16 protein-coding genes are annotated in these 21,296 nt (G+C 72.2%); 9 read left to right on the forward strand and 7 right to left on the reverse strand.

Going from position 1 to position 21,296, the window contains the following annotated elements; genetic code table 11:
* The first annotated feature begins 30 nt into the window (after positions 1–30).
* Positions 31–1,437: a class I adenylate-forming enzyme family protein gene (locus tag ACWDN5_RS05905; RefSeq protein ID WP_449674852.1), complete on the forward strand. Its 1,407-nt coding sequence runs from the start codon at positions 31–33 to the stop codon at positions 1,435–1,437.
* Here the strand turns inward: ACWDN5_RS05905 and ACWDN5_RS05910 are convergent, their stop codons facing one another.
* The 5 genes from ACWDN5_RS05910 to ACWDN5_RS05930 form a co-directional block, all read right to left on the reverse strand.
* Positions 1,438–1,881, reverse strand: a complete 444-nt coding sequence (locus ACWDN5_RS05910; protein ID WP_310977169.1) for a YdeI/OmpD-associated family protein — start codon at positions 1,879–1,881, stop codon at positions 1,438–1,440.
* Between the two features lie 60 nt (positions 1,882–1,941).
* Positions 1,942–2,646 (reverse strand): S1 family peptidase, encoded by a 705-nt coding sequence (locus ACWDN5_RS05915; RefSeq protein WP_449674854.1) that lies wholly within the window; start codon positions 2,644–2,646, stop codon positions 1,942–1,944.
* Between the two features lie 138 nt (positions 2,647–2,784).
* Positions 2,785–4,653: an FG-GAP-like repeat-containing protein gene (locus ACWDN5_RS05920; protein ID WP_449674856.1), complete on the reverse strand. Its 1,869-nt coding sequence runs from the start codon at positions 4,651–4,653 to the stop codon at positions 2,785–2,787.
* Positions 4,654–4,669: 16 nt separating this feature from the next.
* Complete coding sequence (locus tag ACWDN5_RS05925; RefSeq protein WP_449674858.1) at positions 4,670–6,220, reverse strand: tachylectin-related carbohydrate-binding protein; 1,551 nt, start codon at positions 6,218–6,220, stop codon at positions 4,670–4,672.
* A 62-nt stretch (positions 6,221–6,282) separates the two neighbouring features.
* The gene (locus ACWDN5_RS05930; protein WP_449674860.1) at positions 6,283–8,292 is read right to left on the reverse strand and encodes a trypsin-like serine protease; all 2,010 of its coding nucleotides are present in this window, start codon (positions 8,290–8,292) and stop codon (positions 6,283–6,285) included.
* 486 nt (positions 8,293–8,778) lie between these two features.
* Here ACWDN5_RS05930 and ACWDN5_RS05935 point away from each other — a divergent pair, with 486 nt between their 5' ends.
* Positions 8,779–9,318, forward strand: a complete 540-nt coding sequence (locus ACWDN5_RS05935; RefSeq protein ID WP_449674862.1) for a hypothetical protein — start codon at positions 8,779–8,781, stop codon at positions 9,316–9,318.
* Positions 9,319–9,422: 104 nt separating this feature from the next.
* On the opposite strand, the gene eccCa is transcribed toward ACWDN5_RS05935, so the two are convergent.
* A complete protein-coding gene (gene eccCa, locus ACWDN5_RS05940) occupies positions 9,423–13,349 on the reverse strand; it encodes a type VII secretion protein EccCa (RefSeq protein WP_449674864.1) in 3,927 nt (1,308 codons plus the stop codon).
* A gap of 142 nt (positions 13,350–13,491) precedes the next feature.
* Here eccCa and ACWDN5_RS05945 point away from each other — a divergent pair, with 142 nt between their 5' ends.
* From ACWDN5_RS05945 to ACWDN5_RS05975, 7 genes are all read left to right on the forward strand, one after another.
* Entirely contained in the window at positions 13,492–14,262 is a 771-nt protein-coding gene (locus ACWDN5_RS05945; protein WP_310977176.1) for a WXG100 family type VII secretion target, read from the forward strand.
* A gap of 32 nt (positions 14,263–14,294) precedes the next feature.
* Positions 14,295–15,329: a WXG100 family type VII secretion target gene (locus ACWDN5_RS05950; RefSeq protein WP_449674866.1), complete on the forward strand. Its 1,035-nt coding sequence runs from the start codon at positions 14,295–14,297 to the stop codon at positions 15,327–15,329.
* Positions 15,330–15,332: 3 nt separating this feature from the next.
* Positions 15,333–16,694, forward strand: a complete 1,362-nt coding sequence (locus ACWDN5_RS05955; RefSeq protein WP_310977178.1) for a WXG100 family type VII secretion target — start codon at positions 15,333–15,335, stop codon at positions 16,692–16,694.
* Positions 16,694–17,164, forward strand: a complete 471-nt coding sequence (locus tag ACWDN5_RS05960) for a hypothetical protein (protein ID WP_310977179.1) — start codon at positions 16,694–16,696, stop codon at positions 17,162–17,164. The genes ACWDN5_RS05955 and ACWDN5_RS05960 overlap by 1 nt, the downstream gene beginning before the upstream one ends.
* Positions 17,161–17,481 (forward strand): YbaB/EbfC family nucleoid-associated protein, encoded by a 321-nt coding sequence (locus ACWDN5_RS05965; protein WP_310977180.1) that lies wholly within the window; start codon positions 17,161–17,163, stop codon positions 17,479–17,481. Before ACWDN5_RS05960 ends, ACWDN5_RS05965 begins: the two co-directional genes overlap by 4 nt.
* Positions 17,481–18,851 (forward strand): type VII secretion integral membrane protein EccD, encoded by a 1,371-nt coding sequence (gene eccD, locus ACWDN5_RS05970; protein ID WP_310977181.1) that lies wholly within the window; start codon positions 17,481–17,483, stop codon positions 18,849–18,851. The genes ACWDN5_RS05965 and eccD overlap by 1 nt, the downstream gene beginning before the upstream one ends.
* An 80-nt stretch (positions 18,852–18,931) precedes the next feature.
* On the forward strand, positions 18,932–20,197 hold the full coding sequence (locus ACWDN5_RS05975; protein ID WP_449674869.1) for a glucuronoxylanase: 1,266 nt from the start codon (positions 18,932–18,934) through the stop codon (positions 20,195–20,197).
* 1 nt (position 20,198) lies between these two features.
* Here the strand turns inward: ACWDN5_RS05975 and ACWDN5_RS05980 are convergent, their stop codons facing one another.
* A complete protein-coding gene (locus tag ACWDN5_RS05980) occupies positions 20,199–21,239 on the reverse strand; it encodes a type VII secretion protein EccE (RefSeq protein WP_449674871.1) in 1,041 nt (346 codons plus the stop codon).
* Between the last annotated feature and the right edge of the window lie 57 nt (positions 21,240–21,296).

Raw genomic sequence — 21,296 nt, forward strand, 5'->3', positions numbered from 1 at the left:
CCGGGACACCCGGGCGAGAGGCGGTTCGCGATGGTCCACCCGCAGGCACTGCTGGACGAGCTGGAGCGTGCTCCGGAGGTCCCCGCGTTCGAACACGGGCCGCGGGTGACCACCCGGGGCGAGCTGCGGGACCTGATCGGCCGGTGCACCGCGGGCCTGCGGGCGGCCGGGCTCGGGCCGGGCGACGGCGTCGGGCTGGCCACCGCCGTCACCCCGGAGGGGTTCGCGGCCCTGGTCGCGGTGCACGTCCTCGGCGCCCGCGCGGTCGCCGTGCGGGCCGGGCTGCCGGAGGCGCAGCTGCGGCACATCCTCGGGGACGTCGCCGCGGTGGTCGCCGACGATCCGTGGGAGGCCGGGGTTCCGATGCTGCCGGTGGCATCGCTGCTGCGGACGTCCCCGGTCGAGCCGGTGCCGCAGGGGCGGCCGGACGACATCGCGACGGTCGTGTTCACCAGCGGCAGCACCGGCCTCCCGAAGGGGGTGGCCTACAGCTACCGCGCCCTGACCGAAGGCCGCGTGTGGCAGCCGCCGGTGCCCGGCTCGGCGCACGAGCGGCTGGGGACGGGGTTCGCCCGGTACCTGCTGTTCGGATCCCTCGCCAGCGCGGTGATGGTCGAACAGCTGGGGGTCTGCCTGTTCGCGGGCGGCACGGCGGTGATCCCCGAGGCGCTGCCCGACTTCCCGGGGGTGCTCCCGCGGCTGGGCATCACGGCGGCGCTGACGACCGTGCCGCGGCTGCACCGGATGCTGGACGTGCTGCGGACCGAAGACGTCGACCTGAGCGCGCTGCGGACGCTGATCGTGGCCGGGTCGCCGGTGCCGCCGCACACGCTCGCCGAGGCGGCCGAGCGGATCGGGCCCGCGATGCACCACGCCTACGGTCAGACCGAGACCGGGATGCTGACCATCTGCCGGGCGGACGAGGGGGCCGGTTCGGTCGGGAAGGCCTGCGACACGGTCGAAATCGCGGTCCGGGAGGGCGAGGTGTGGGTGCGGACGCCGTCGGCCTTCTCGGGGTACTGGCGTGACGACGTGACCACCGCCGAGGTGCTGAGCGACGGCTGGGTGCGCACCCAGGACCTGGGGTTCGTGGACGCCGAGGGCTACCTGCACCTGTCCGGCCGCGCGCGGGACGTGGTGATCGTGAACGCGATCATCCACTACACCGGTCCGATCGAGCGGGCGATCGCGGCGTGCCCGGACGTCGATCAGGCGTACGTGGTCGCGGTCCCGGACGCGCTGACCGGGGAGGCGGCGCACGCGTTCGTGGTCCCGGCGCCGGGCCGCTCGCCGGACCTGGACGAGGTGCGCAAGGCGGTGGCGGCCGAGCTGGGGGAGGCGGCGGTGCCGGCGCGGTTCAGCTTCGTGGGGAAAGTTCCCGTGGCACCGTCCGGGAAGCCGGACAAGGCGGCGCTGCGGGCGTCCATTGCGGACTGACTACTTCCCGGCGCGCAGGTCCGTGATGACCTTGGCGACCCGCCGCTGCCGGGTCTCCTCGGTCTTCGCCTGGCCGATCGGCAGCACGAACCGCTGTTTCGCGCTGTAGGACAGGCTCTCGAACCGGGTCCGGGCGGCCTCGTCGGCGGCGAGCGCCTCCGCCAGGTCGGCGGGGATCTCGAGTTCGCGGGGCGCGGTGTCGAGGGCGATTTCGACCTCGACGTCGTCCCCGGCGGCGACCCCGGCCTGCCCCCGGTTCTCCGCGCTCAGCGGCACCAGGAACTGCCCGCCGCGGCTGGCGACGGTGGTGCGGTACGTGTGGCCGCCGAGCGTCACGGTGACCGCGGGCTTCTTGCCGGCGCCGAGCGCCTCGACGACGTCGGCGGGAACCGGCAGGCCGGTCGCGGTCTTGCCGCCGAGCAGGACCCGGGTGCGGAACTTCATGCCCCGAGTATGCCGTGGGCCGGCCGCCCGGGCGGGACGGCCGGCCCACGGTCCGCCGGCTCAGACGCCGGTCGTCGTGCGGATCCAGCTGCGGCTGGAGGCGATGCTCGCGTAGTTCTGCGTGCCCTGGGTGTTGGAACCGGAGTTGCTGCCCGTCGAGCACACGCCGACCTGGAGGCCGTTGTAGAGCTGCGGGCCGCCCGAGTCGCCGTGCCACGCCGAGCCGGTGACGCCCTGGCTCGCGATCGCCGTGCCGCCGTAGGCGTCCGAGCTCAGGCCGGTCACGCGCACGTTGGCCGTCTTCAGGGTGCTCGACGGCGGGCTGCTGCCCTGCGTGCGGCCCCAGCCGTAGATCTGGTTGGTCGACCCGGTCGGCGGATTGCCGGTGCCGAGCTTCATGTACGTCGTGCTGACCGCGGTCGACAGGTGCAGCAGCGCGATATCCCCGTTCGGGGAGGCCTTCTGCTGGTCGACGGCGGCGTTCGTGCCCTGCTGGAGGGCCACGTTGCCGACCTTGACGTGCATGCCGGGCGAGTTGAGGCAGTGCCGGGCGGTGAGCACCCACTGCGGGGCGATGATCGTCCCCGAGCACTCGAAACCGCCGTAGGTGGTGACGTTGTTCCAGTAGATCTGGGCGCCCCACGGCGCGGAGGAGACCGTGGTCCCGCCGATGATGTCCTGCTGTGCGTCCGCGACTCCCGCCGAGACCACGCCCAGCGCCGCGGCGGCCGCGCCGACCGCGGCCAAAGCCCTCGACATTCGCATGAAAATGCCCTTCGGCCCAGGTGATCCGGATATCCGCCCCGAACGGGACGACCGGCCCAACGTAAGAGCCGTGAAGGATTTTCGGAACCTACCGAAGTCGGTAACCCGCCCCCGGGACGCCGGGGGCGGGTCCGCCGCCTACAGGATGGTGATCGCCCGTGGCACGGGCACTTCGCTGTTGTAGGCGAAGTTGTCGTGCCACTTGATGCTGTTGCCGGTGAACTTGGTGCCGTTCGAGAGGGAGACGTACACGTCGGCGCTGCTCGCGCGGGTGAAGACCACGATGTCGGCCTTGCCGTCACCGTTGAAGTCGCCGACGCCGGGGATCTCGTCGTTGTAGCCGAAGTTGTCGTGCCAGCGGACGCCGTTGCCGGTGAACTTCGTGCCGTCCGACAACGCCACGTAGACGTCGGCGATGCTGCCGCGGGTGAACACCGCGAGGTCGTCCTTGCCGTCGCCGTCGAAGTCGCCGATCGCCGGGACCTCGCTGTTGTAGGCGAAGTTGTCGTGCCACTTGACGCTGTTGCCGACGAACTTGGTGCCGTCCGAGAGCGCGACGTAGACGTCGCCGGTCGTGCCGCGGGTGAAGACGGCGAGGTCGTCCTTGCCGTCGCCGTTGAAGTCCCCGACGGCGGGCAGTTCGCTGTCGATGCCGAAGTGGTCGTGCCACTTGACCCCGTCGCCGACGAACTTGGTGCCGTCCGAGAGCGCGACGTAGACGTCCGCGGGGCCGCCGAGGGTGAACACGGCGATGTCGTCCTTGCCGTCGCCGTTGAAATCCCCGACCGCGGGAACCTCGTTGTTGTAGGCGAAGTTGTCGTGCCACTTGACGCCGTTGCCGGTGAACTTGGTGCCGTCCGACAGCGCGACGTAGACGTCGCCGAGCGAGCCGCGGGTGAATGTGGCGACGTCGACCTTGCCGTCCCCGTTGAAGTCCCCGCTCAGCGGGATCTCCGAGCCGATGCCGAACGAGTCGTGCCACAGCTGCGACGTGCCGGTGAACCTGGTGCCGTCCGACGCCGACACGAAGACGTCCGCGCCGTTCGCCCGGGTGAAGGTGGCGATGTCGTCCTTGCCGTCGCCGGTGAAGTCACCGGCCGAGCGCCCGCGGGTGGTGGCGGTGAACTGCGGGCTCGCGGCGCCGTTCGCGACGACCAGGTAGTTCCACGTCTTGCGGGCCGTGGCCGAGTGGAGGAACGTGCTCGCCTTGGTGGTGCCGACGAGCTGTTCGGCGCTGATCACGACGGGACCGTTCGAGCTGGCGTAGATCGAGTACGTCACGTCGTCGGAAGCGGTGAGCGGGGTCCAGGACAGCGTGACGCCGTGGCCGGCCGCCTTGGCCGTGCCGATGATGGCCTGGCCACGGATCCAGTCGCGCAGGTCGTCGGCGCGGGCGGCGGTCGTGCCCTGGCGGGTTTCCGTCTCGCCGAAGCAGCCGTGCTGCCAGGACGTCCCGGCCACCCCGGCGAGGGTGCCGTCCGCGCGGGAGACCGGCGCACCGGCGTCGCCCTTGCAGGCGTCGGCGGCTCCGGTCAGCGACAGGGTCGTCGCGGTGGACGCCGAGACGGTGAACTTGCCGACATGGGCCTCGTTCGGCACCCACTCGGTGTCCGTCCGGCCCCAGCCGAGCAGCGAGAGCTCGTCCGACGCACCGGGCACGCCGGTCGTCGCGGCGAGCTTGAGCGTCGGGACGTCGGTGATCGTGGTGTCGATCCGGGCGAGTGCGACGTCGCGGTCGGTGCGCGGGAGCACCGTGAGCACCTTGGCGGTGTGCGTCCCGACGGTGACGCTGACGGGCGTCGCCGGCGGGTTCTCGGGGAAGCAGCTCGCCGCCGTGAGGACGAGCGTGGGTTCGACGAGCGCGCCGCTGCAGGCGCGGCCCTCGGCGGTGAGCTTGGCCGCGAAGCCGAAGTTCACCGCCGTGGGGCCGGGAACCGCGGCCGCGGGGACGATGCCGGCCGCGGTCGCGGCGAGCAGGGCGGCCGAAACCGCTGTCATCCTCTTCATCGGCTCTTCTCCTCGGTCAGCCGGCGAGCTTGCAGGAGTCGGGGGCGGCGGTCACGTGGATCTCGGTGTTCCAGCCCGAGCCGATCGTCACGCCCATGTGGTCGGGGCCGGACGGCGCCCACGTTTCGGTGTTGGCCGAGTACCGGTACCACCGCAGGACCGGGCCGGTCCGGCCGTCGAACGGGCTGGTGCCGGTGCTGCCGCGGCCGTACAGGATGTCGCCGCCCGGCGAGAAGACCTCGCTGAACATCTGCCAGCCGACGCCGACCGCGCGGTCCTTGTCCGCCCACGCCGAGGCCGTGAAGTCGTACTCGAAGCGGAACATCTCACCGCTCGGCTTGCGCGCGTACAGCACGCCGTCACCGGCCGCGGTGATCGAGTCGAAGCGGGACCAGCCGGTGTCCAGGACGTCGCCGGCGCCGTTGACCCACGAGCCCGTCGTGTCGTTCCAGAGGTAGTACTTCAGCCGGCCCTGGTCGTCGATCATGAAGATGCGGTTCTTCTCGTCGACGGTGATCCGGCGCTGGTACTCGTCGGTGAGGTAGCGGTCCCAGCCGTTGCCGACCTGGCCGCCGCCGCTCCAGCCGGTGACCGTCGAGTACGTCCAGCGCTTCAGGGCACCGGAGGCGAACTGGTCGCCCGAGCCGTGGTTGCGGTGGATGTCCCAGATGACGCCGCCCTTGCCGGCCAGGGTGCGGCCGTCCCAGCCCCAGCCGATCGCGCTGCTCGGCTGCGACCAGCTGACCGCGCCGTCGGCCGGGCCGAGGTGGACGTAGCGCCAGAGGCTGCCGTCGGCGCGGGCGGTCCAGATCGCCGCCCCCTCCGGGCACGAAACCGGCGTCGGCACGGTGGTGTCGCGGATCCACCCGGCGAGGTCGTCGACGCGGGTCTCGGTGCCGCCGGACCGGGTTTCGGTGACGTCCAGGCAGCCGTGCTGCCACGACGTGCTGCTCAGCGCCACCAGCTGGGCGGTGCCGCCCGCCAGGCGGAACGCGGGACCGCCGGCGTCGCCCTTGCACGTGTCGGTGCCGTCAGCCGACGACACCGTCACGGTGGCGCCGTTGACGCCCGAGACGGTGAACGGCGCGACACGCGGCCGCGCGGGCACCCACTCGGTGGCGGTCCGGCCGAACCCGGCCACCTGCAGGGTGTCCCCGGCCTGCGGCGCGGTGGTGCCCAGGGCGATCGGCTGGACGCCGGTCGCCGGCTTCTCCAGCTTCGCCAGCACGACGTCCCGGTCGGTGCGGCGCACGACCTTCGTCAGCTTCGCGGTGAACCCGGCGCCGGTGCCCAGGTCGACGTCGCCGACCACGACGGTCGCGGCTTCGGTCGGGGCGCCCGCGCTGCCCGCGGTCAGGCAGGTCGCGGAGGTGAGGATCCAGGACGGGTCGATCAGCGCGCCCGAGCAGGCCTTCGCCGGGGTGGCGATCCGGGCGAGGAACGGGTGGGTGCCGACGGGCACCACCGTGCCGCCGGACAGCGCCTCGGCGGGGGTCGCGGTCAGCAGACCGCCGGCGAGCAGGGTGACGGACAGCGCGGTGAGCCGGGTCCGGCCGCGTGGGTGCATCGGTTTCCCCTCGGTGGGTGCGGTGGCGGCGCCCCGGCGGGACGCCGCCACCGGTGGCACGGTCAGAACAAGGTCGACTGGGCGGCGTTGAACGTGCCGTTGCTGCTCCACTTGACGCCTTCGGAGTCGAACCCGCCGGAGGCGTTGGCGTGCCAGCGGAACAGGTTCGTGTTCGAGCCGCCGTAGTCGTAGGAGGCGACCAGGTCCGTGCGGCCGTCCCCGTCGTGGTCGGCGGTGGTCCACTGCGACTGGGCGAGGTTCCAGACCCCGGTCCCGGTCGTCCACTGCGTGACCGGCGCGTCGACGCCGGTGGCGGTGCCGTGCCAGGTGCGGAACGTCAGGTTCGCGCCGCCGAGGTCGATCGCGGCGCCGAGGTCGGTGCGCCCGTCACCGTCGAAGTCGCCGGAGACGAACTTCGCCTTGCCGGACGGGATGCCGCCGTTCCACTTGACGTTCTGCGCGTCGAACCCGCCGGAAGCGTTGCCGTACCAGAGGAACAGGTTCGCGGAGTTGTCGCGGTAGTCGTAGAAGGCGGCCAGGTCGGCCCGGCCGTCACCGTTGAAGTCGCCGCCCCGCCAGCTCGACTGGGCGAGGTTCCAGTTGCCCGGCCCGGTGCGCCACTGCGTGACCGGGGCGTCGAAGCCGGACGCCGTCGCGTGCCAGGTCAGCATGCTCAGGTCGGCGCTGCCGTTGTCGTAGGCGGCCGCGATGTCCGTGCGGCCGTCGCCGTCGAAGTCGCCCGTGGTGAACCGGGCGTTGAGCGGCCGGAAGGCGCCGCTCCACTTGATGCCCTGGCTGTCGAACCCGCCGGAAGCGTTGGCGTACCAGAGGAACAGGTTCGAGCCGCCGTCGAGGTAGTCGTAGAAGGCGCCGAGGTCGGTGCGGCCGTCGCCGTTGAAGTCGCCGGTGACCCAGCGGGCCTTGGCGGCCTCCCAGCCGTCGGCGTTCCACTTCAGCTGCGGGGCACCCACGCCGCCGTCCGCGCTCGTCGGCCAGACGTACACGCCGGTACGCGCGTTCTTGAGGTCGTAGCCCGCGCCGGTGTCGTCCTTGCCGTCGCCGGTGAAGTCGTTGCCCGCCGAGACCGGGGTGGTCGCCGAGACGACGTCGGTCGGCGTGCTCGTCCAGCCGTCGGCCGTCGCGACGACGACCCGGTAGTAGCGGGTCTGCTTGGCGGGCAGGCCGGTGTGCGTGTACGACGTGCCGCCGACGCTACCGAGCAGGTGCGCGCTGTCCACGGGCACGTCCGGGGTGGCCGCGGCGTAGACGCGGTAGCCGATGCTGCCGGCCACCGCGTGCCAGGTCAGCGTGATCGAGTGGCCGACGGCCTTGGCGACCGGGGCCAGCGTCTGCTGGCGGATCCAGCCGGCGATGTCGTCGATGCGGGCGGCCACGGTGCCCTGGCGGGTGGTGGTTTCGCCGAAGCAGCCGTGCTGCCACGACGTGCTGGTCACCGCGAGGACGTCGGTGCGGCCGCCGGCGTCGCGGAAGACGGGCGCGCCGGCGTCGCCCTTGCAGGCGTCGGTGCCGTTCGTGCCGGTCAGGGTCAGGGTGGTCGCCGTCGACGAGGCGGCCTTGAACGTGCCGACGTGCAGCGTGTCGGGCACCCATTCGCTTTCGGTGCGGCCGTAGCCGGCCAGGCTGAACGTTTCGTCGCCGCCGCCGGAGCCGGCCGGGATGGTGCTGAGCGGCAGGGGAGCGATGTCGGTGAGGGGCGTGGCGAGCCGGGCGAGCGCGACGTCCCGGTCGGCCCGGACGAAGACGTTCGTGACTCCCACGACGTGCCCGCCGGTGCCGCTCAGGCTGGTCCGCCCGATGGTGGCGGTGGTCGCCTTGGCGGGTACCCCGCCCTGCGGGTTCTCGGGGAAGCAGCCGGCGGCGGTGAGGACGAGGTCGGGCGCGACGAGTGCCCCACCGCAGGCGCGCCCGTCGGCGGTCAGTTTCGCGGCGTACGGATAGGCCCCCGGCGCGGCGGCGGTCCCGCCGGAAACGGCTTCGGCGGGACCGGTGGTCAGCAGCCCGGCGGCCAGCAAGGCCGTGGTGATGGCCACGGCCCTGGGACGGATGGACATGCGGGTGTTCTCCCCTCGTGTGCGGAACAGATCAGGGCGGCTTTCTCCCCGGTGGGGTGCGCCCTCGATGAATGGGTTCGCGGAATGGCGAATCGGTGGTTTCAGACGTGTCCCGCTCAGCGGAAAAACGGCGCATCATGGGGAATGGATTTCCCCGCGCGCCAGCCGGCCCCCCGACCGGTGTTTCCTCCCCTAGTCGATCCCTCCCCGCCTGTCCAGACGCCGAACGTCGCAACCGCCGTGACGGTGGTCGCAGCCGCGCAGGTCAGGCCCCCATGGGGCGTTCATCCGCCCCGTGGTCCCATCGACAGCAAACTCCGGATATTACCGGTATGGGCCGTGATGTGCCTCACATTCCGGCTTGCCAGTGTGGTGGGTTAGTGTGTGAAAGCCTGTCGCTGCGGCGGCGGGGAAGAGGGGAGTTCGATTTCATTTCCGCACGCTTTTTCGGCGTGTCGCAATTCTTGCCCTTGCGGGCCCGGAGTGATGACAGCACCACAGCACGACCCCGAGCTCTTCGACGAGCTGATGCGTGCCGAACTCCGGCAGCAGCCGATCAGCCGGTACGCCGTCGCCACGCTCGTCTCCGGGCTCCTCGGCGGCCTCCTCGCGCCCGTCTTCGGCCTCATCGCCCTCTCGCGCATCCGGAAGCAGCGGCAGCGGGGGCTCGTGCTCGTCGTCTGCGGCCTGGTCGCCTTCACCGCCTGGATGGGCGTGCTCGCGTACCGGATCGGCACCGGGACGGCGTGGTGGCAGCAGCGGCCGGCCACTCAGGAACGGCTGCCCGAGGGCGTGGCGCACGGCCTCGACCTCGCCGTCGGCGACTGCTTCCGGGCCCCGGCGGCCTCGGGTGCGGCCGACGTGTTCCGGCTGTCGTGCGCGGAGAAGCACACCGGTGAGGCGTTCGAGGTGCTCCCGCTGGGCGAGGGCCCGATGCCCGACATCCTCGAGCTCTACCGGGACACCCTGGCCCGCTGCGAAGCCGACGCCCGCGCGCGGTCCCCGACGTCCGCGTGCAGGTCATGACGCCGACGTCGGCGAACTGGGCCGCGGGCGAGCACCGGGCGATCTGCTACTACCACTTCGCCGCCGAGACCACCGGGCCCGCGCGCTGAGCTCCACCCGGGTGCTCAGGACTCCGCCGGTTTCGTCCACGCCACCTGGACCAGCCCGGTCCCGTGCCGTCGCGATACCAGCGTTCCCCGGCCCGGCGGCTGGGGTGACGGCTTCACGTCCGCCAGCAACGCGCCTTCGTCCTTCGTCCCCGACATGATCAGCCCCGGCGAACCCAGCTCGCGCAGCCGTTGCAGCACCGGCTCGAACAACGCCCTGCCGGCCCCGCCCGACCCACGCACGATCACCAGGTGCAGGCCGATGTCGCGGGCCTGCGGCAGGAACTCCAGCAACGGCTGCAACGGGTTGCGGCCCACCGTCGCCACCAGCTCGTAGTCGTCCACCAGGACGAACAGCTCCGGCCCGCGCCACCACGAGCGGTTCCGCAGCTGCTCCGGCGTCACGGACGGCCCCGGCAGGCGGTTGCGCATCGCCTGCGCGCACTCCGCGATCAGGTCCGTGAGCTTGCCTTCCGCTCCCGCGTACCCGAGCAGGTGCGGCTCGGCCACCGCGCCGAGGAGACCGCGGCGGTAGTCCGCCACGATGATCGCCGCTTCCTCCGGCGTGTACGCCGACGTGATTCCGGTGGCGATCGCTCGCAGCAGTGACGACTTGCCCGACTCCACATCGCCGAACGCGACGAAGTGCGGGTCCGCCGCGAAGTCCAGGTACACCGGGCGCAACGTCGATTCCGCGATCCCCAGCGTGACCTGGCGCGACGGAGCCGCGGGCAACCCGTCCAGGGGCACCTCCGGCGGCAGCAGCCGGACCTGCGGCGCGCGCGGCCCCTGCCACGCCTCGGAAATCCGCCGCACCAGGTCGACGCCGCCGGCGCCGATCGTGTCCGGGCGCTGGTCGGAGTCGATGCGGGGCAACGCCGCCAGGAAGTGGAGCTTCTCCGCCGTGATGCCGCGGCCCGGGCGGTCCGCGGGGACGTTGGCCGCCACCTTGCGGTCGATCGAGGAGTCCATCGGGTCGCCCAGGCGCAGCTCGAAGCGGGTGCCGATGGCGTCGCGCAGCTGGGCGCGGACGCCGATCCACTGGTTGAGCGAGACGATCACGTGGATGCCGAAGCCGAGCCCGCGCGCGGCCAGGCCGGTGATCTGCTCCTCCAGCTGCTCGTACTCCTGGCGGATCGTCGTCCAGTTGTCCACGAACAGGAAGACGTCGCCGAACTCGCGCTCGTCCGTGCTCTCGGTGAACTCGGACCGGCGGGCGCGGAACGCCGCCATCGACTCGATCCCCTGCGCCGCGAAGAACTCCTCGCGCTGCTCCAGCAACGTCGTCAGCTCGGCCACCACCCGGCGGCAGCGCTGCGCGTCCCGGCGGGTCGCGTACCCCGACACGTGCGGCAGCCCGGCGATCGGCGCCAGCGCGCCACCGCCCATGTCCAGCACGAACAGCTGCACCTCGGCCGGGGTGTGCGTCAGCGCGAGCATGCCCGCGATGTCCTTCATCAGCGTCGACTTCCCGCTCTGCGGCGCGCCGACGATCAGCGCGTGCCCGGCCGCGCCAGAGAAGTCGGCCCAGTGCAGGTCGCGGCGCTGCTCGAACGGCTTGTCCACCAGCGCCACCGGGATCGTCAGCTTGCCGTTGCCGCCCCAGCCGAGCGGGCACAGGCCGCGCGCCGCGTCTTCGCCGAGCGGTGGCAGCAGCTGGTCCAGCGTCGGGGGTTCGGCCAGCGGCGGCAGCCAGATCTGGTGCGCCGCCGGGCCGCGGCCCTCCAGGCGCGACAGCATCGCGCCGATGATCGTTTCGCCGGTACCGCCCTCCGCAGGAGCCGCGGACACCTCGGTCGTCACCGGGATTTCCACCGGCGCCAGGGAAAACGGCAGCACGCCGAGCTCCTGACCGTCCTCGCGCACGACCGTGCTGCGCGGCGGCAGTTCCCCGGAGACGTAGGCCGCCTTGAGCCGGATCAGCGTTTCGGTGTCGGACTTCAGGTACGCCGACCCGGGCACCGGCGGCAGGTGGTAGGCATCCGCGACGCCCAGCACCGCGCGGCTCTCCGCGGCGGAGAACGTCCGCAGGCCGATCCGGTAGGACAGGTGCGAGTCGAGCCCGCGCAGCCGGCCCTCCTCCAGCCGTTGCGAAGCCAGCAGCAGGTGAATCCCGAGCGACCGCCCGAGCCGGCCGATCGCGACGAACAGGTCGATGAACTCCGGCCGGGAGGACAGCAGCTCGCTGAACTCGTCGATGATCACCAGCAGCGACGGCAGCGGGTCCAGGGGCGCGCCGTCCGCGCGGGCCTTCTCGTAGTCGCGCACCGACGCGTAGTTCCCGGCCGCGTGCAGCAGTTCCTGCCGCCGCAGCAGCTCGCCGTTCAACGCGTCCGCCATCCGGTCGACCAGCGCGAGGTCGTCGGAGAGGTTGGTGATGACGGCGCACGTGTGCGGCAGCCCGGTCATCCCGGCGAAGGTCGCGCCGCCCTTGAAGTCGATGAGCGCCAGGTTGAGCGTCTCGGACGAGTGCATCACGGCCAGCGCCGTCACCAGCGTCCGCAGCAGCTCGCTCTTGCCCGACCCGGTCGCGCCGATGACCAGGCCGTGCGGGCCCATGCCGCCCTCGGCCGACTCCTTGAGGTCCAGCTCGACCGGACGGCCCTCGGGGTTCACGCCCAGCGGGATCCGCAGCCGGTCGCGGGCCGCCCGCGGGGCCCACGTCACGGCCGTGTCGGTGTCGCGCGGGTCGCCGATGCCGAGCAGCCCGGCCAGCCCGAACGTCGCGGACATCGGTTTCTCGCCGACGACCGCGGCGGGCGTGTGCAACGGCGTCAGCATCCGCGCGAGGGCTTCCGCGGCGCCGCGGTCGAGGACGTCCGGGCGGCCGAGGAAGCCGAGCCGCTGCTCGCCGCCTTCGCCGACGACCATGCCGAGGGACTCCGGTGCGGTGTGCAGGCTCAGCAGCTTCTCGGACGACGACGTCCGCGGGTGCTCCTGCCCGACCTCGATCACCGTGACGCCGAGCCGCCCGTCCGAGCCGATCAGCCGGGGCTCGCCGTGGGCGTTGCCGCCGTCGACCAGGACGATGAGGTGGGGCAGGTCGAGCTCGGCCGCCGCGCGCCGGCTGAACGCGGGCCGTTCGCCCAGGTCGGCGCCCAGCAGCTCGGCCAGCCCGGCCGCGGTGTCGGCGGCCAGCCGCCGCGAGCCGACGGCGTCGGCCGCCCCGGCCGCCGTCGCGTGCGGCAGCCACTTCGCCCATTCCCAGTCGTGCTGCCGGTCCGGCGACACGCAGAGCGCGACCCGCAGGTCCGCGGGGGAGTGGAAGGTGACGAGCTGGCACAGCAGCGCCCGCACCAAGCCGAGCACGGCCGGCCGCCGCCCGGCCACGGTGACCGCGGCGAACGACCGCAGCGACAGGGCGACCGGCAGGCCGTCCACCGTCGAGTAGGTGCGGATGAAGTGCTTGAGGCTGGTGGAGGACACCGGGTCCAGGTCTTCCAGCGGCACGGTCTGCGGCGCCTTCAGCGGCGTCGCGAGCCGCTGCGGCCCGGTGCCCGCGCGCACCTGCGCGAACTGCGGCTCGGTGCGGCGCCGGTCCCACAGCTTCCCGGTCTCGACGTAGGCCCACAGGTCGGCCGGGTCGGGCTGGACGGCGACCATGGCCGCGCGCTGGCCGTCGGCGATCTCGCGGACCTGGGCGCGCAGCCCGGAGAGGTACCGCTGGTAGTCCCGGCGCTCGTCGTTGATCTGCGCCTTCTTCGCCATCCCGCCGCGGCCCAGCGACATCACCACCATGCCGCCCATGGCGCAGAGGAACAGGGCACCGAAGATCCACGTCATCACGCCGCCGTCGCGTCCGATGTAGACGAACGACATCGCGCCCATGCCGAGCATCATCGGCAGGAACATCATCAGCTGGACCATGCCGCCGGACGAGCTCTTCGGGAGCATCGGCGGCGACTGCAGCACGATCTCGGACGGGCGCTCGGGGATGAGGCTCATGCGGCAATGCTCCAGCGGATCGGGGCGGCTCTGACCGGTATTTTGGCCACTTGCCGACACACCGCGGTGGGTACTTTTGCCGTCCGCCCGCTTCCGGGGCCGAACTTACGCTCAGCCGAGCACACACCCCGGAAGGAGACCCATGGCCGGCGAGTACCGGGCTGAGCCCGAGGCGATGCGCTCCGCCGTGGGCAACGTCGGGGGCATCATCGCGCACGGCATCAACGCGGTGGCCGACCTCGAACGGCTCGTCGTGCAGCCGATGTCGTTCGCGACCTTCGGCAGCGCGGTCGCCGCCGCGAACGCGGCCCTGCACTCCGGCCAGATCACCGCCGTCCGCACGCTGCTGCAGCTGCTGCAGCAGATCAACGGGCTGGTCAAGGCCAGCGCCGACGCCTACCAGGCGGCCGACCAGGACGTCGCCTCCGGCTACGGCGGCGGGCACGCCCCGGCGAGCACCGCGTCGTCGATCTGGGGCAGCTCGCACGCTTCCGAGCTCGCCACCCTGGCCATCAACGACAGCGCGGGCGCCCACGGCGAGCCGTCGTCGGTCGGGAACGTGCTGCGCTACCTGGGAGACGCGCGGCTGGGCCGGCTCGGCGACCACCCGATCACCGACACGCGCTTCCACGGTGTCGCCGATTTCAACGACTGGCTGGCCGGCGACGCCGACAACCAGGCGCGGGTCGGGCTGATCGAGGTCTACGCCGGCACCGCGCGGACGTTCTCCGACGTGCCCGGCGGGGTGCACAGCGGCGACGTCGTGGTGGTGGAGCCGCTGCTGTTCTCCGACCGCCAGCCGGTCATCGGCGTCGCCGGCGACGGCGGCCGCCTCTACAACCACGGGCTGCTCGACGCCCGCACCGGCGGGCTGGCGAAGGTCAGCGTCTACCGGCCCGCCTCCGTCGTCTGATCGTCCGCCCCTCGAACCTGATGTGAGGACCGATGCTGACTTTCCCGAACTCCAGCGCGATGGACGCGACCGCGTCTTCGGGCGGCCCGATCACGATCCTGCCGCAGATCGTCACCGGGCAGCCGGAGCAGATCGCGAAGCACGTGGTGGACCTGGTCCGCAAGGCCGAGCAGTTCATCAGCATGTACAACGAGCTGACGAAGGCCGCCGACCAGCTGGGCAAGATCTGGTCGGGGGCGGCGAGCGAGTCGGCGCTGAAGAAGATCAGCGACTCGCTCGACCAGCTGACGAAGATCATCAACGTCGTCCAGAAGGGCGCCGAGCTGCTCGGCGTCTCCGGCACGCTGATCAAGACCGCGCAGGAGGCCTACCGCGCGGTCGTCTCCGCGGTGAACCCCACGGTCGCCGCGCTGATGTCGAACTGGTGGACCTACGGGGCGGCGGTCGCTTTGTCGACCGCGACGAGTGCGTCGCTGCGGGCGTTCATCACCGCGATCGGCGCGCTGCTCAAGGCGCTCGGCGCGGTGGACCTCGCCCAGCAGGTCACCACGCTCGCGCAGGTCATCGGCGAGATCGAGAAGCTCTTCCACCACTCCTCCGGCAGCTCGGGTGCGACGGCGCCGTCGATCGGGAGCACCCCGGTCACCGCGCCGCAGACCCCGCCGCCGGTGGCGAGCCCGTCGGGGCAGCAGGCGGTGGCGGGCGGGAGCGGCGGGGGGATCCCGCAGCAGCCTTCGTTCACCGACTACACCCCGCCCGCGCTCGCCACCGGCGGCGGTTCCAGCGGCGCCGGTGCCACCGGTGCCACCGGTGCCACGCCCGCGAACAGCTGGATCCCCGTCGACCACCCGGCGACGACGCCTTCGGTGCCCGCGCCCGCGCCCGCGCCGTCGATCCCCGCCCCGGCGGCCGGGCACGCCGACGAGGTCGTCATCCACACCAACCTGACCACCGGTGAGTCCACTGTGGAGGCTCCGGGCGGCCAGGACTTCGACCTCGACATCGACCTGGACTTCAACGGCAAGCACTTCAGCCAGCACGTCGGCTACGACGCGGCCGGGAACTAGCCGGTGGCGGGCTCGGGGGTGGTCGACGCGTCCGGGGTGGTCAGCTCCGTGCTGTCCGGCTACCGGCGCGTGCTCGTCGAATGCCGCCGGCGCGTCACCGGGGACCCCGGGGCGCTGAGCGCGGCCTCGCAGCGAGTCGCGACCCGCGCGTCGGCGGTTTCCGGCCAGGCGAAGGAAATCGACGAGTCCGCGAAGGCCCTGCACGCGGACTGGGACGGCGACGCCTACACGGCTTTCGCGACGGCCGCGGGCGAGCTCGGCAAGGAGCTCGCCGACACGGCCGCGAAACTCGGCGACCAGGCGAACCGGCTCGCCACCGCGGCCCGGCTCGTGCAGTCCGCGGAAGCCGCCATCGACTCGGTGCTCGCGCAGTTCGATCAGTACGCCGCCCAGCTGACGGCGCAGGCCCGCGCGGTGAACTCCGCCTCGGTCGGCGCGTTCATCCAGGCCGCGCGGCAGCTGGGGGAACAGAGCGTCGCCGCGGCCCGCGAGGTCGTCGAGGAATTCTCCGACGCGCTCGCCGAGCTGTTCCCGCCCGAAGGCGTCGGCCGGCTGGAGCACGAGCTCGGCAAGTGGGCCCGCGGGCCGCTGCACTGGCTCAACGGCGAGCCCCTCGACGGCCGGAAGCGGCCGCGGACCGTGCCGTCGTGGTTCGGCAATTCCGGCTGGAAGAAGCTCACCTGGGACGGCCTCGAAGGCACCCGGGCGCCGAAGAAGGCGGACACGCCGTTCGGGCAGCCGGAAGCCTCCGGGCTGAAGGAGAAGATCGGCCGCAACACCGAGATCACCTACTACAAGTTCCAGCACGAGCAGGACGGCTGGTCCCCGGAGTACGACGGGAAGATCACGTCGAAGGGCTGGGACGCCTCCGCGTCCGGGCACGCGGAACTCGCGGCGCTGCACGGGGAAGCCGAGGCCAAGAAGGCGTGGGGTGTCGCCGAAGCCCACGCCAAGGGCACGGTGTTCGCCGGCGGCGAGGCGAGCGCGTCCGGCACGATCGGCGCCCACGGCGTCGGCGCGCACGCGAACGCTTTCGTGGGCGGGAAGGTCGAAGGCGAAGTCGCCGCGGACGTCGCGGGCATCGGCGTCGGCGCGAACGGCACGCTGCAGTACGGCCTCGGCGCGCAGCTCGACGCCCAGGCCGTCTACGACGCCGGGCACCTCAAGGTGAACTTCAAGGCGGGCGCGGCGCTCGGCCTCGGCCTGGGGGTCGGCGCGAAGATCGACATCGACCTGCCGAAACTCGGCCACACGATCGGCGAATACGGCGGCGCGGCGGTCGACGCCGTCAGCCACGCGGCTTCGGACGCGGCCGACGCCGTCGGTGCCGCTTGGGACGACGCGGTCGCGTACGTGGGGCTGTGATGACCCTTCCCCTCGACTTCGTCATCCCCGACGGCTGGACCGCCGTCGACCCGGGCGACTCCGGCGCGGTGTTCGTCGCCGTGCACGACGCCGCACCGGGCGAGTTCGTCCCGAACATCACGGTGAGCGTGCAACAGCGGCCGGACGACACGACGATCGACGCGATCGCGGACGAAGCCGTCGAACGCCTTTCGCGGACGCTGGCCGGGCTCGAGGTGCTGAGCCGCCGCGACGTCGGCGACCCGGCCGCTCCCGCCGTCATGCAGCTGCTGCGGCTGCGCACCGGCGAAGGCACCGAGCTGATCCAGACCCAGGTGCACCTGACGGTCCCCGGCGCCACGCCGGCGGAGCGGCTCGTGCTCGAGCTCGCCTGCACGGCCGCGCCCGCGACCGCCCGGCGGCTCTCACCCGGTTTCCAGCGGTTCGTGGCCAGCGTCCACGTCCGCCAGCACGAAGGGAAGCAACAGTGACCGATCCGTACGCGGTGCCCGACATGGACGAGCTCCTCTCCCAGGTGCGCAAGCAGACCGAGGAAGTCCAGCGGATCCAGCGCACGGTCGAGGCGATGGAGATCAAGGCGCACTCGCGGCAGAACGAGGTCACCGTCACCCTCCGCGGCGACGGCCGCTTCACCTCGATCGACATCGACCCGCGCGCGATTCGCGAGTACGACGCCCGCAACCTCTCGGAGATCGTCCTGGAAGCGGTGAACGCCGGGCTGCAGAAACTGGCCGAGGCGTCGAGCGCCAAGTTCGCGCCGGTCATCGCGGCCGCGAAAGACGTGTGATGACCGCTTCTCTGACCGGCACCACCCGGCGGGTCACGGTGGTCACGCCGCGGGCCCGCGTCGACGTCGCCCTGCCGCAGCAGTCGACGTTCGCCGAGCTGGTGCCGCAGCTGGTCCGGCTCGCCGGCGCGTCCGGGCAGGCGTCGGCCGAACACCCCGGCTGGGTGCTTTCCCGGCTCGGCGGCGCACCACTGGCGCTGGGCCTGAGCGTCGCCGCGGCCCAGATCCGGGACGGCGAAGTGCTGCACCTGACCCCGCGGGAGCGCCCGCGGGGTCCGCTGCTGTTCGACGACGTCGTCGACTCGATCGCCAGCGTCGCCGACACGTCCGGGGGCTGGGGGCCGTCGGTGGCCCGGCGGTCCGGGCTGGTCGCCGCCGTGGTCCTGTTGCTGGCGGGCGGCCTGCTGGTCCAGGCGGCGGCGTCCGGCAGCGTCCTGGCCCCGATCGGGACCGGGCTGCTGGCTTTGGTGCTGCTGCTCGGCGGCGGCGCGTTGAGCCGCGCGTACGGCGACGCCGAAGCGGGCGCGGCCGGGTCGCTGGCCGGCGTCGGCGTGGCGCTGCTGGCGGGGATGTCGGTGCTGCCACCGCATCCGTTGTTCTCGCTCTCGGCGGGCCCCCTGGCCGCGGGTTTCGCGGCCGTGACGGTGTACGGCGTGCTGGCGGCGGTCTCGGTGGCGGACCGCCTGCCGTGGTTCGTGGCGATCACGGGCGCGGCGGGCTTCGGCGCGGTGACGTCCGGGGTCGTGCTGCTGGCCGGCGTCTCCGCGGGTTCGGCCGCCGCCGTGGTCGCGGTGCTGTGCACGGCCTTGGCGGCGGTGGCCCCGATGCTGGCGCTGCGCTTGGCGCGGCTGCCGCTGCCGCGCGTCCCGGACGACATGGAGGCGTTCCGGGCGGACGAACAGCCGTCGCTGGGCACGGAGATGATCGGCCGGACGTCCCGGGCCCAGGCGGTGCTGACCGGGTTGCTGGTGGCCCTCGGGCTGGTGGTGCTGGCGGCGTCGGTGGTGCTTTCTTCGGGCGGGCCGTGGGACGCGGGCCTGGCGGCCTTGCTGGGCGTGGCCTGGATCCTGCGGTCGCGGTCGTACGCCGGCCGCGCGCAGCGGCTGGTGCTGGTCGGCTTCGGCGTGCCCACGCTGGTGTGCGCCGGGGTGTGGCTGGTGGCTTCGGGCGACCGCACGGCGATCTTCGCGGCGGGCTGCGCGGTCGTCCTGGCCGCCGTGCTCTGCCTGGTGTACGCCACCCGGGTGGCGCGCGGGCTGCGTTCGCCGTACTGGTCACGGCTGCTGGACGTGACGGAGTTCCTGGTTCTGCTGTCGCTCGTGCCGGTGGTGGCGATGATCGCGGGGGTGTACGAAGCCGTCCGGGGTTGACGCCGGCGCGTGAACGCTGTTAATACTGATCGGTGGGAGCGCTCCCAGACTGTTCACGCAGTCGACTCAGGGAGATGCTCATGACTTCACGTCGAGACCGGGCCGGGATCGAGGGGTCGCCGCTGCGGCGGCGGACGGTGCTGGCGGCGGGAGCCGCGTTGCCGGTGCTGGCGGGCCGGACACCGGCCGCGGCGGCCAGTGCGGTGGTCGTCGAGCCCGCGAACGTGCAGCAGACGATCCTGGGCTTCGGCGGGATGAACCACACCCTCTGGATCAGTGATCTCAGCGCCGCTCAGCGGGAGACCGCGTTCGGGAACGGGACCGGGCAGCTGGGGTTCACCGTGCTGCGCATCCCGGTGCACGAGGATCGGAACAACTGGAGTCGCGAGGTCGCCACGGCCAAGCGGGCCAGTCAGCTCGGGGCCAAGGTGATCGCCTCGCCGTGGAACCCGCCCGCCTCCATGACCGAGAGCTTCTCCGGGGGGAAGCGGTTGCGGTACAACGCCTATGGGTCTTATGCGCAGCACCTCAACGACTTCACGGCGTTCATGGCGAACAACGGGGTGCCCCTGTACGGGATTTCGGTGCAGAACGAGCCGGATTATGCGCACGACTGGACGGCTTGGACCGCCGCGGAGATCGTGCGGTTCCTGCGGGAGAATGCCGGGTCCTTGAGCACCCGGGTCATCGCGCCCGAGTCGTTCCAGTACCGGAAGGCCATGTCCGATCCTGTTTTGAATGATGCTTCCGCTCTGGCGAATGTGGACATCATCGGTGCGCACCTCTACGGGACCCGGTTCGCCGATCTGCCCTATCCGCTTTTTCAGCAGAAGGGCGGCGGTAAGGAGCTGTGGATGACGGAGGTCTACTACCCGAACAGCACCGACTCCGCCGATCTGTGGCCGCAGGCTCTCGATGTGGGTGAGCACCTGCATCGGGCGCTGGTCGATGGGCGGTTCCAGACCTATGTTTGGTGGTACATCCGGCGGTCGTACGGGCCGATGCGGGAGGATGGGCAGATCAGCAAGCGGGGTGCCTGCATGGCGCACTTCTCGAAGTGGGTCCGGCCCGGGTACTCGCGGGTCACGGCTACCGCCAATCCGCAGGCGAATGTCTATGTTTCCGCGTTCAAGAGCGGGTCTCGGGTTGTCATCGTGGCGATCAACAAGAACACCGCTGCGGTGGATCTTGCGTTCACGGTGCGGGATATCGGTTCCGGGACCGCGCAGAGCTGGGTGACCAGTGGCAGCGCGACCCTGGCGCGGTCCACCGACGTGACCCTGTCGAACGGGGCTTTCACCGCTCAGCTGCCTGATCGGAGCATCAGGACGTTCGTGGTGAACTGAGTCAGCTGTCCAGCGCGAGGGGCAGCGTCTTCCGGACCCCGGCCCCGTGCCGCCCGTGCAGCGGGACCACCGAGGACGGCACGGGAACCGGAGCACCCGGGCGCGCGCCCACTCGGATCGTCACCTCCGCCTTTTCCTTGCCTCCCGCCGTCCGGGTCAGCGTGTACGACGTCGCCGTGAAGGCCGCCCCCGGTACCGCCAAATCCAGTGCCCTCGGTGACCTCTGGGTGAAGCACACCTGGGTGGAATCACCCCACACCCAGGACTTCCAGCGGTCCGGCGCTGCCGTCGCCGCTCCCTGGACGCCCAAGGCCACCCGGAGCTCCTTCGCCAGCTCTCCTGCCTCGAGCACTGTGCTCTGGTACCCGGCCTCGGCCAGCGTTCCCATCAAGCTCAACGCCGCCGATGCGGTGCTTCGCAGTGCTCCCAGCTCGCCGCCTCCGCGGGCCAGGGCCGCTATCGGGGCCTGGTCCGGGCGGTAGCGGACCGCCAGCCAGCGGACCCTCAGCACCTGGTCCCCCCGGGGGATCGCCCACGTCAGCAGCTGGGCCGACGCCAGGGGGATGTCCGCTCGCCGGTAGGCCGCACGCAGGGCCTCGACCAGCGGGCCCGGCGCTCCCGGGCCCGGCGTCAACCGGACCAGGGCACTCCAGCCGCCGTCGATCTCCGCTACGCCGAACCGGTTGCCCGCCCGGTCCACGTGCTGGCGCACCTTCACCGGTCCGGCCACGTTCAACAGCGGGTCCGGGCCTTCGCGGCGGGTGTCGTGGCGGCGCAACCGGAACGCCGTCCACGTTGCCGCCCAGCCCGCCAGGTGCCGCCCCGCGAAGCGGACCGACGTCAGCAGCACCAGCAATCCCGCGCCGATGCTCACCCCGAGCTTGACCGGCTGGGCGACGCCGTCGACCAGCCAGGCGAGCAGCACGGCGATCGCCGCGAGCTCCCACAGCGCCGCCTGGAGCGGGCGGATCGGCAGCAGCCACGGCAGCGGTGTCGCCGCGGGCCGGGACGGTGCCAGGTGGACGGCGGTATCGACGGACACGGGCTCCCCTTTCCCCGGCCCCGACGCTACTGCCTGCCCGGATAGCGCGTGGGCGTA

It is taken from the genome of Amycolatopsis sp. NPDC003731, from assembly GCF_053586895.1.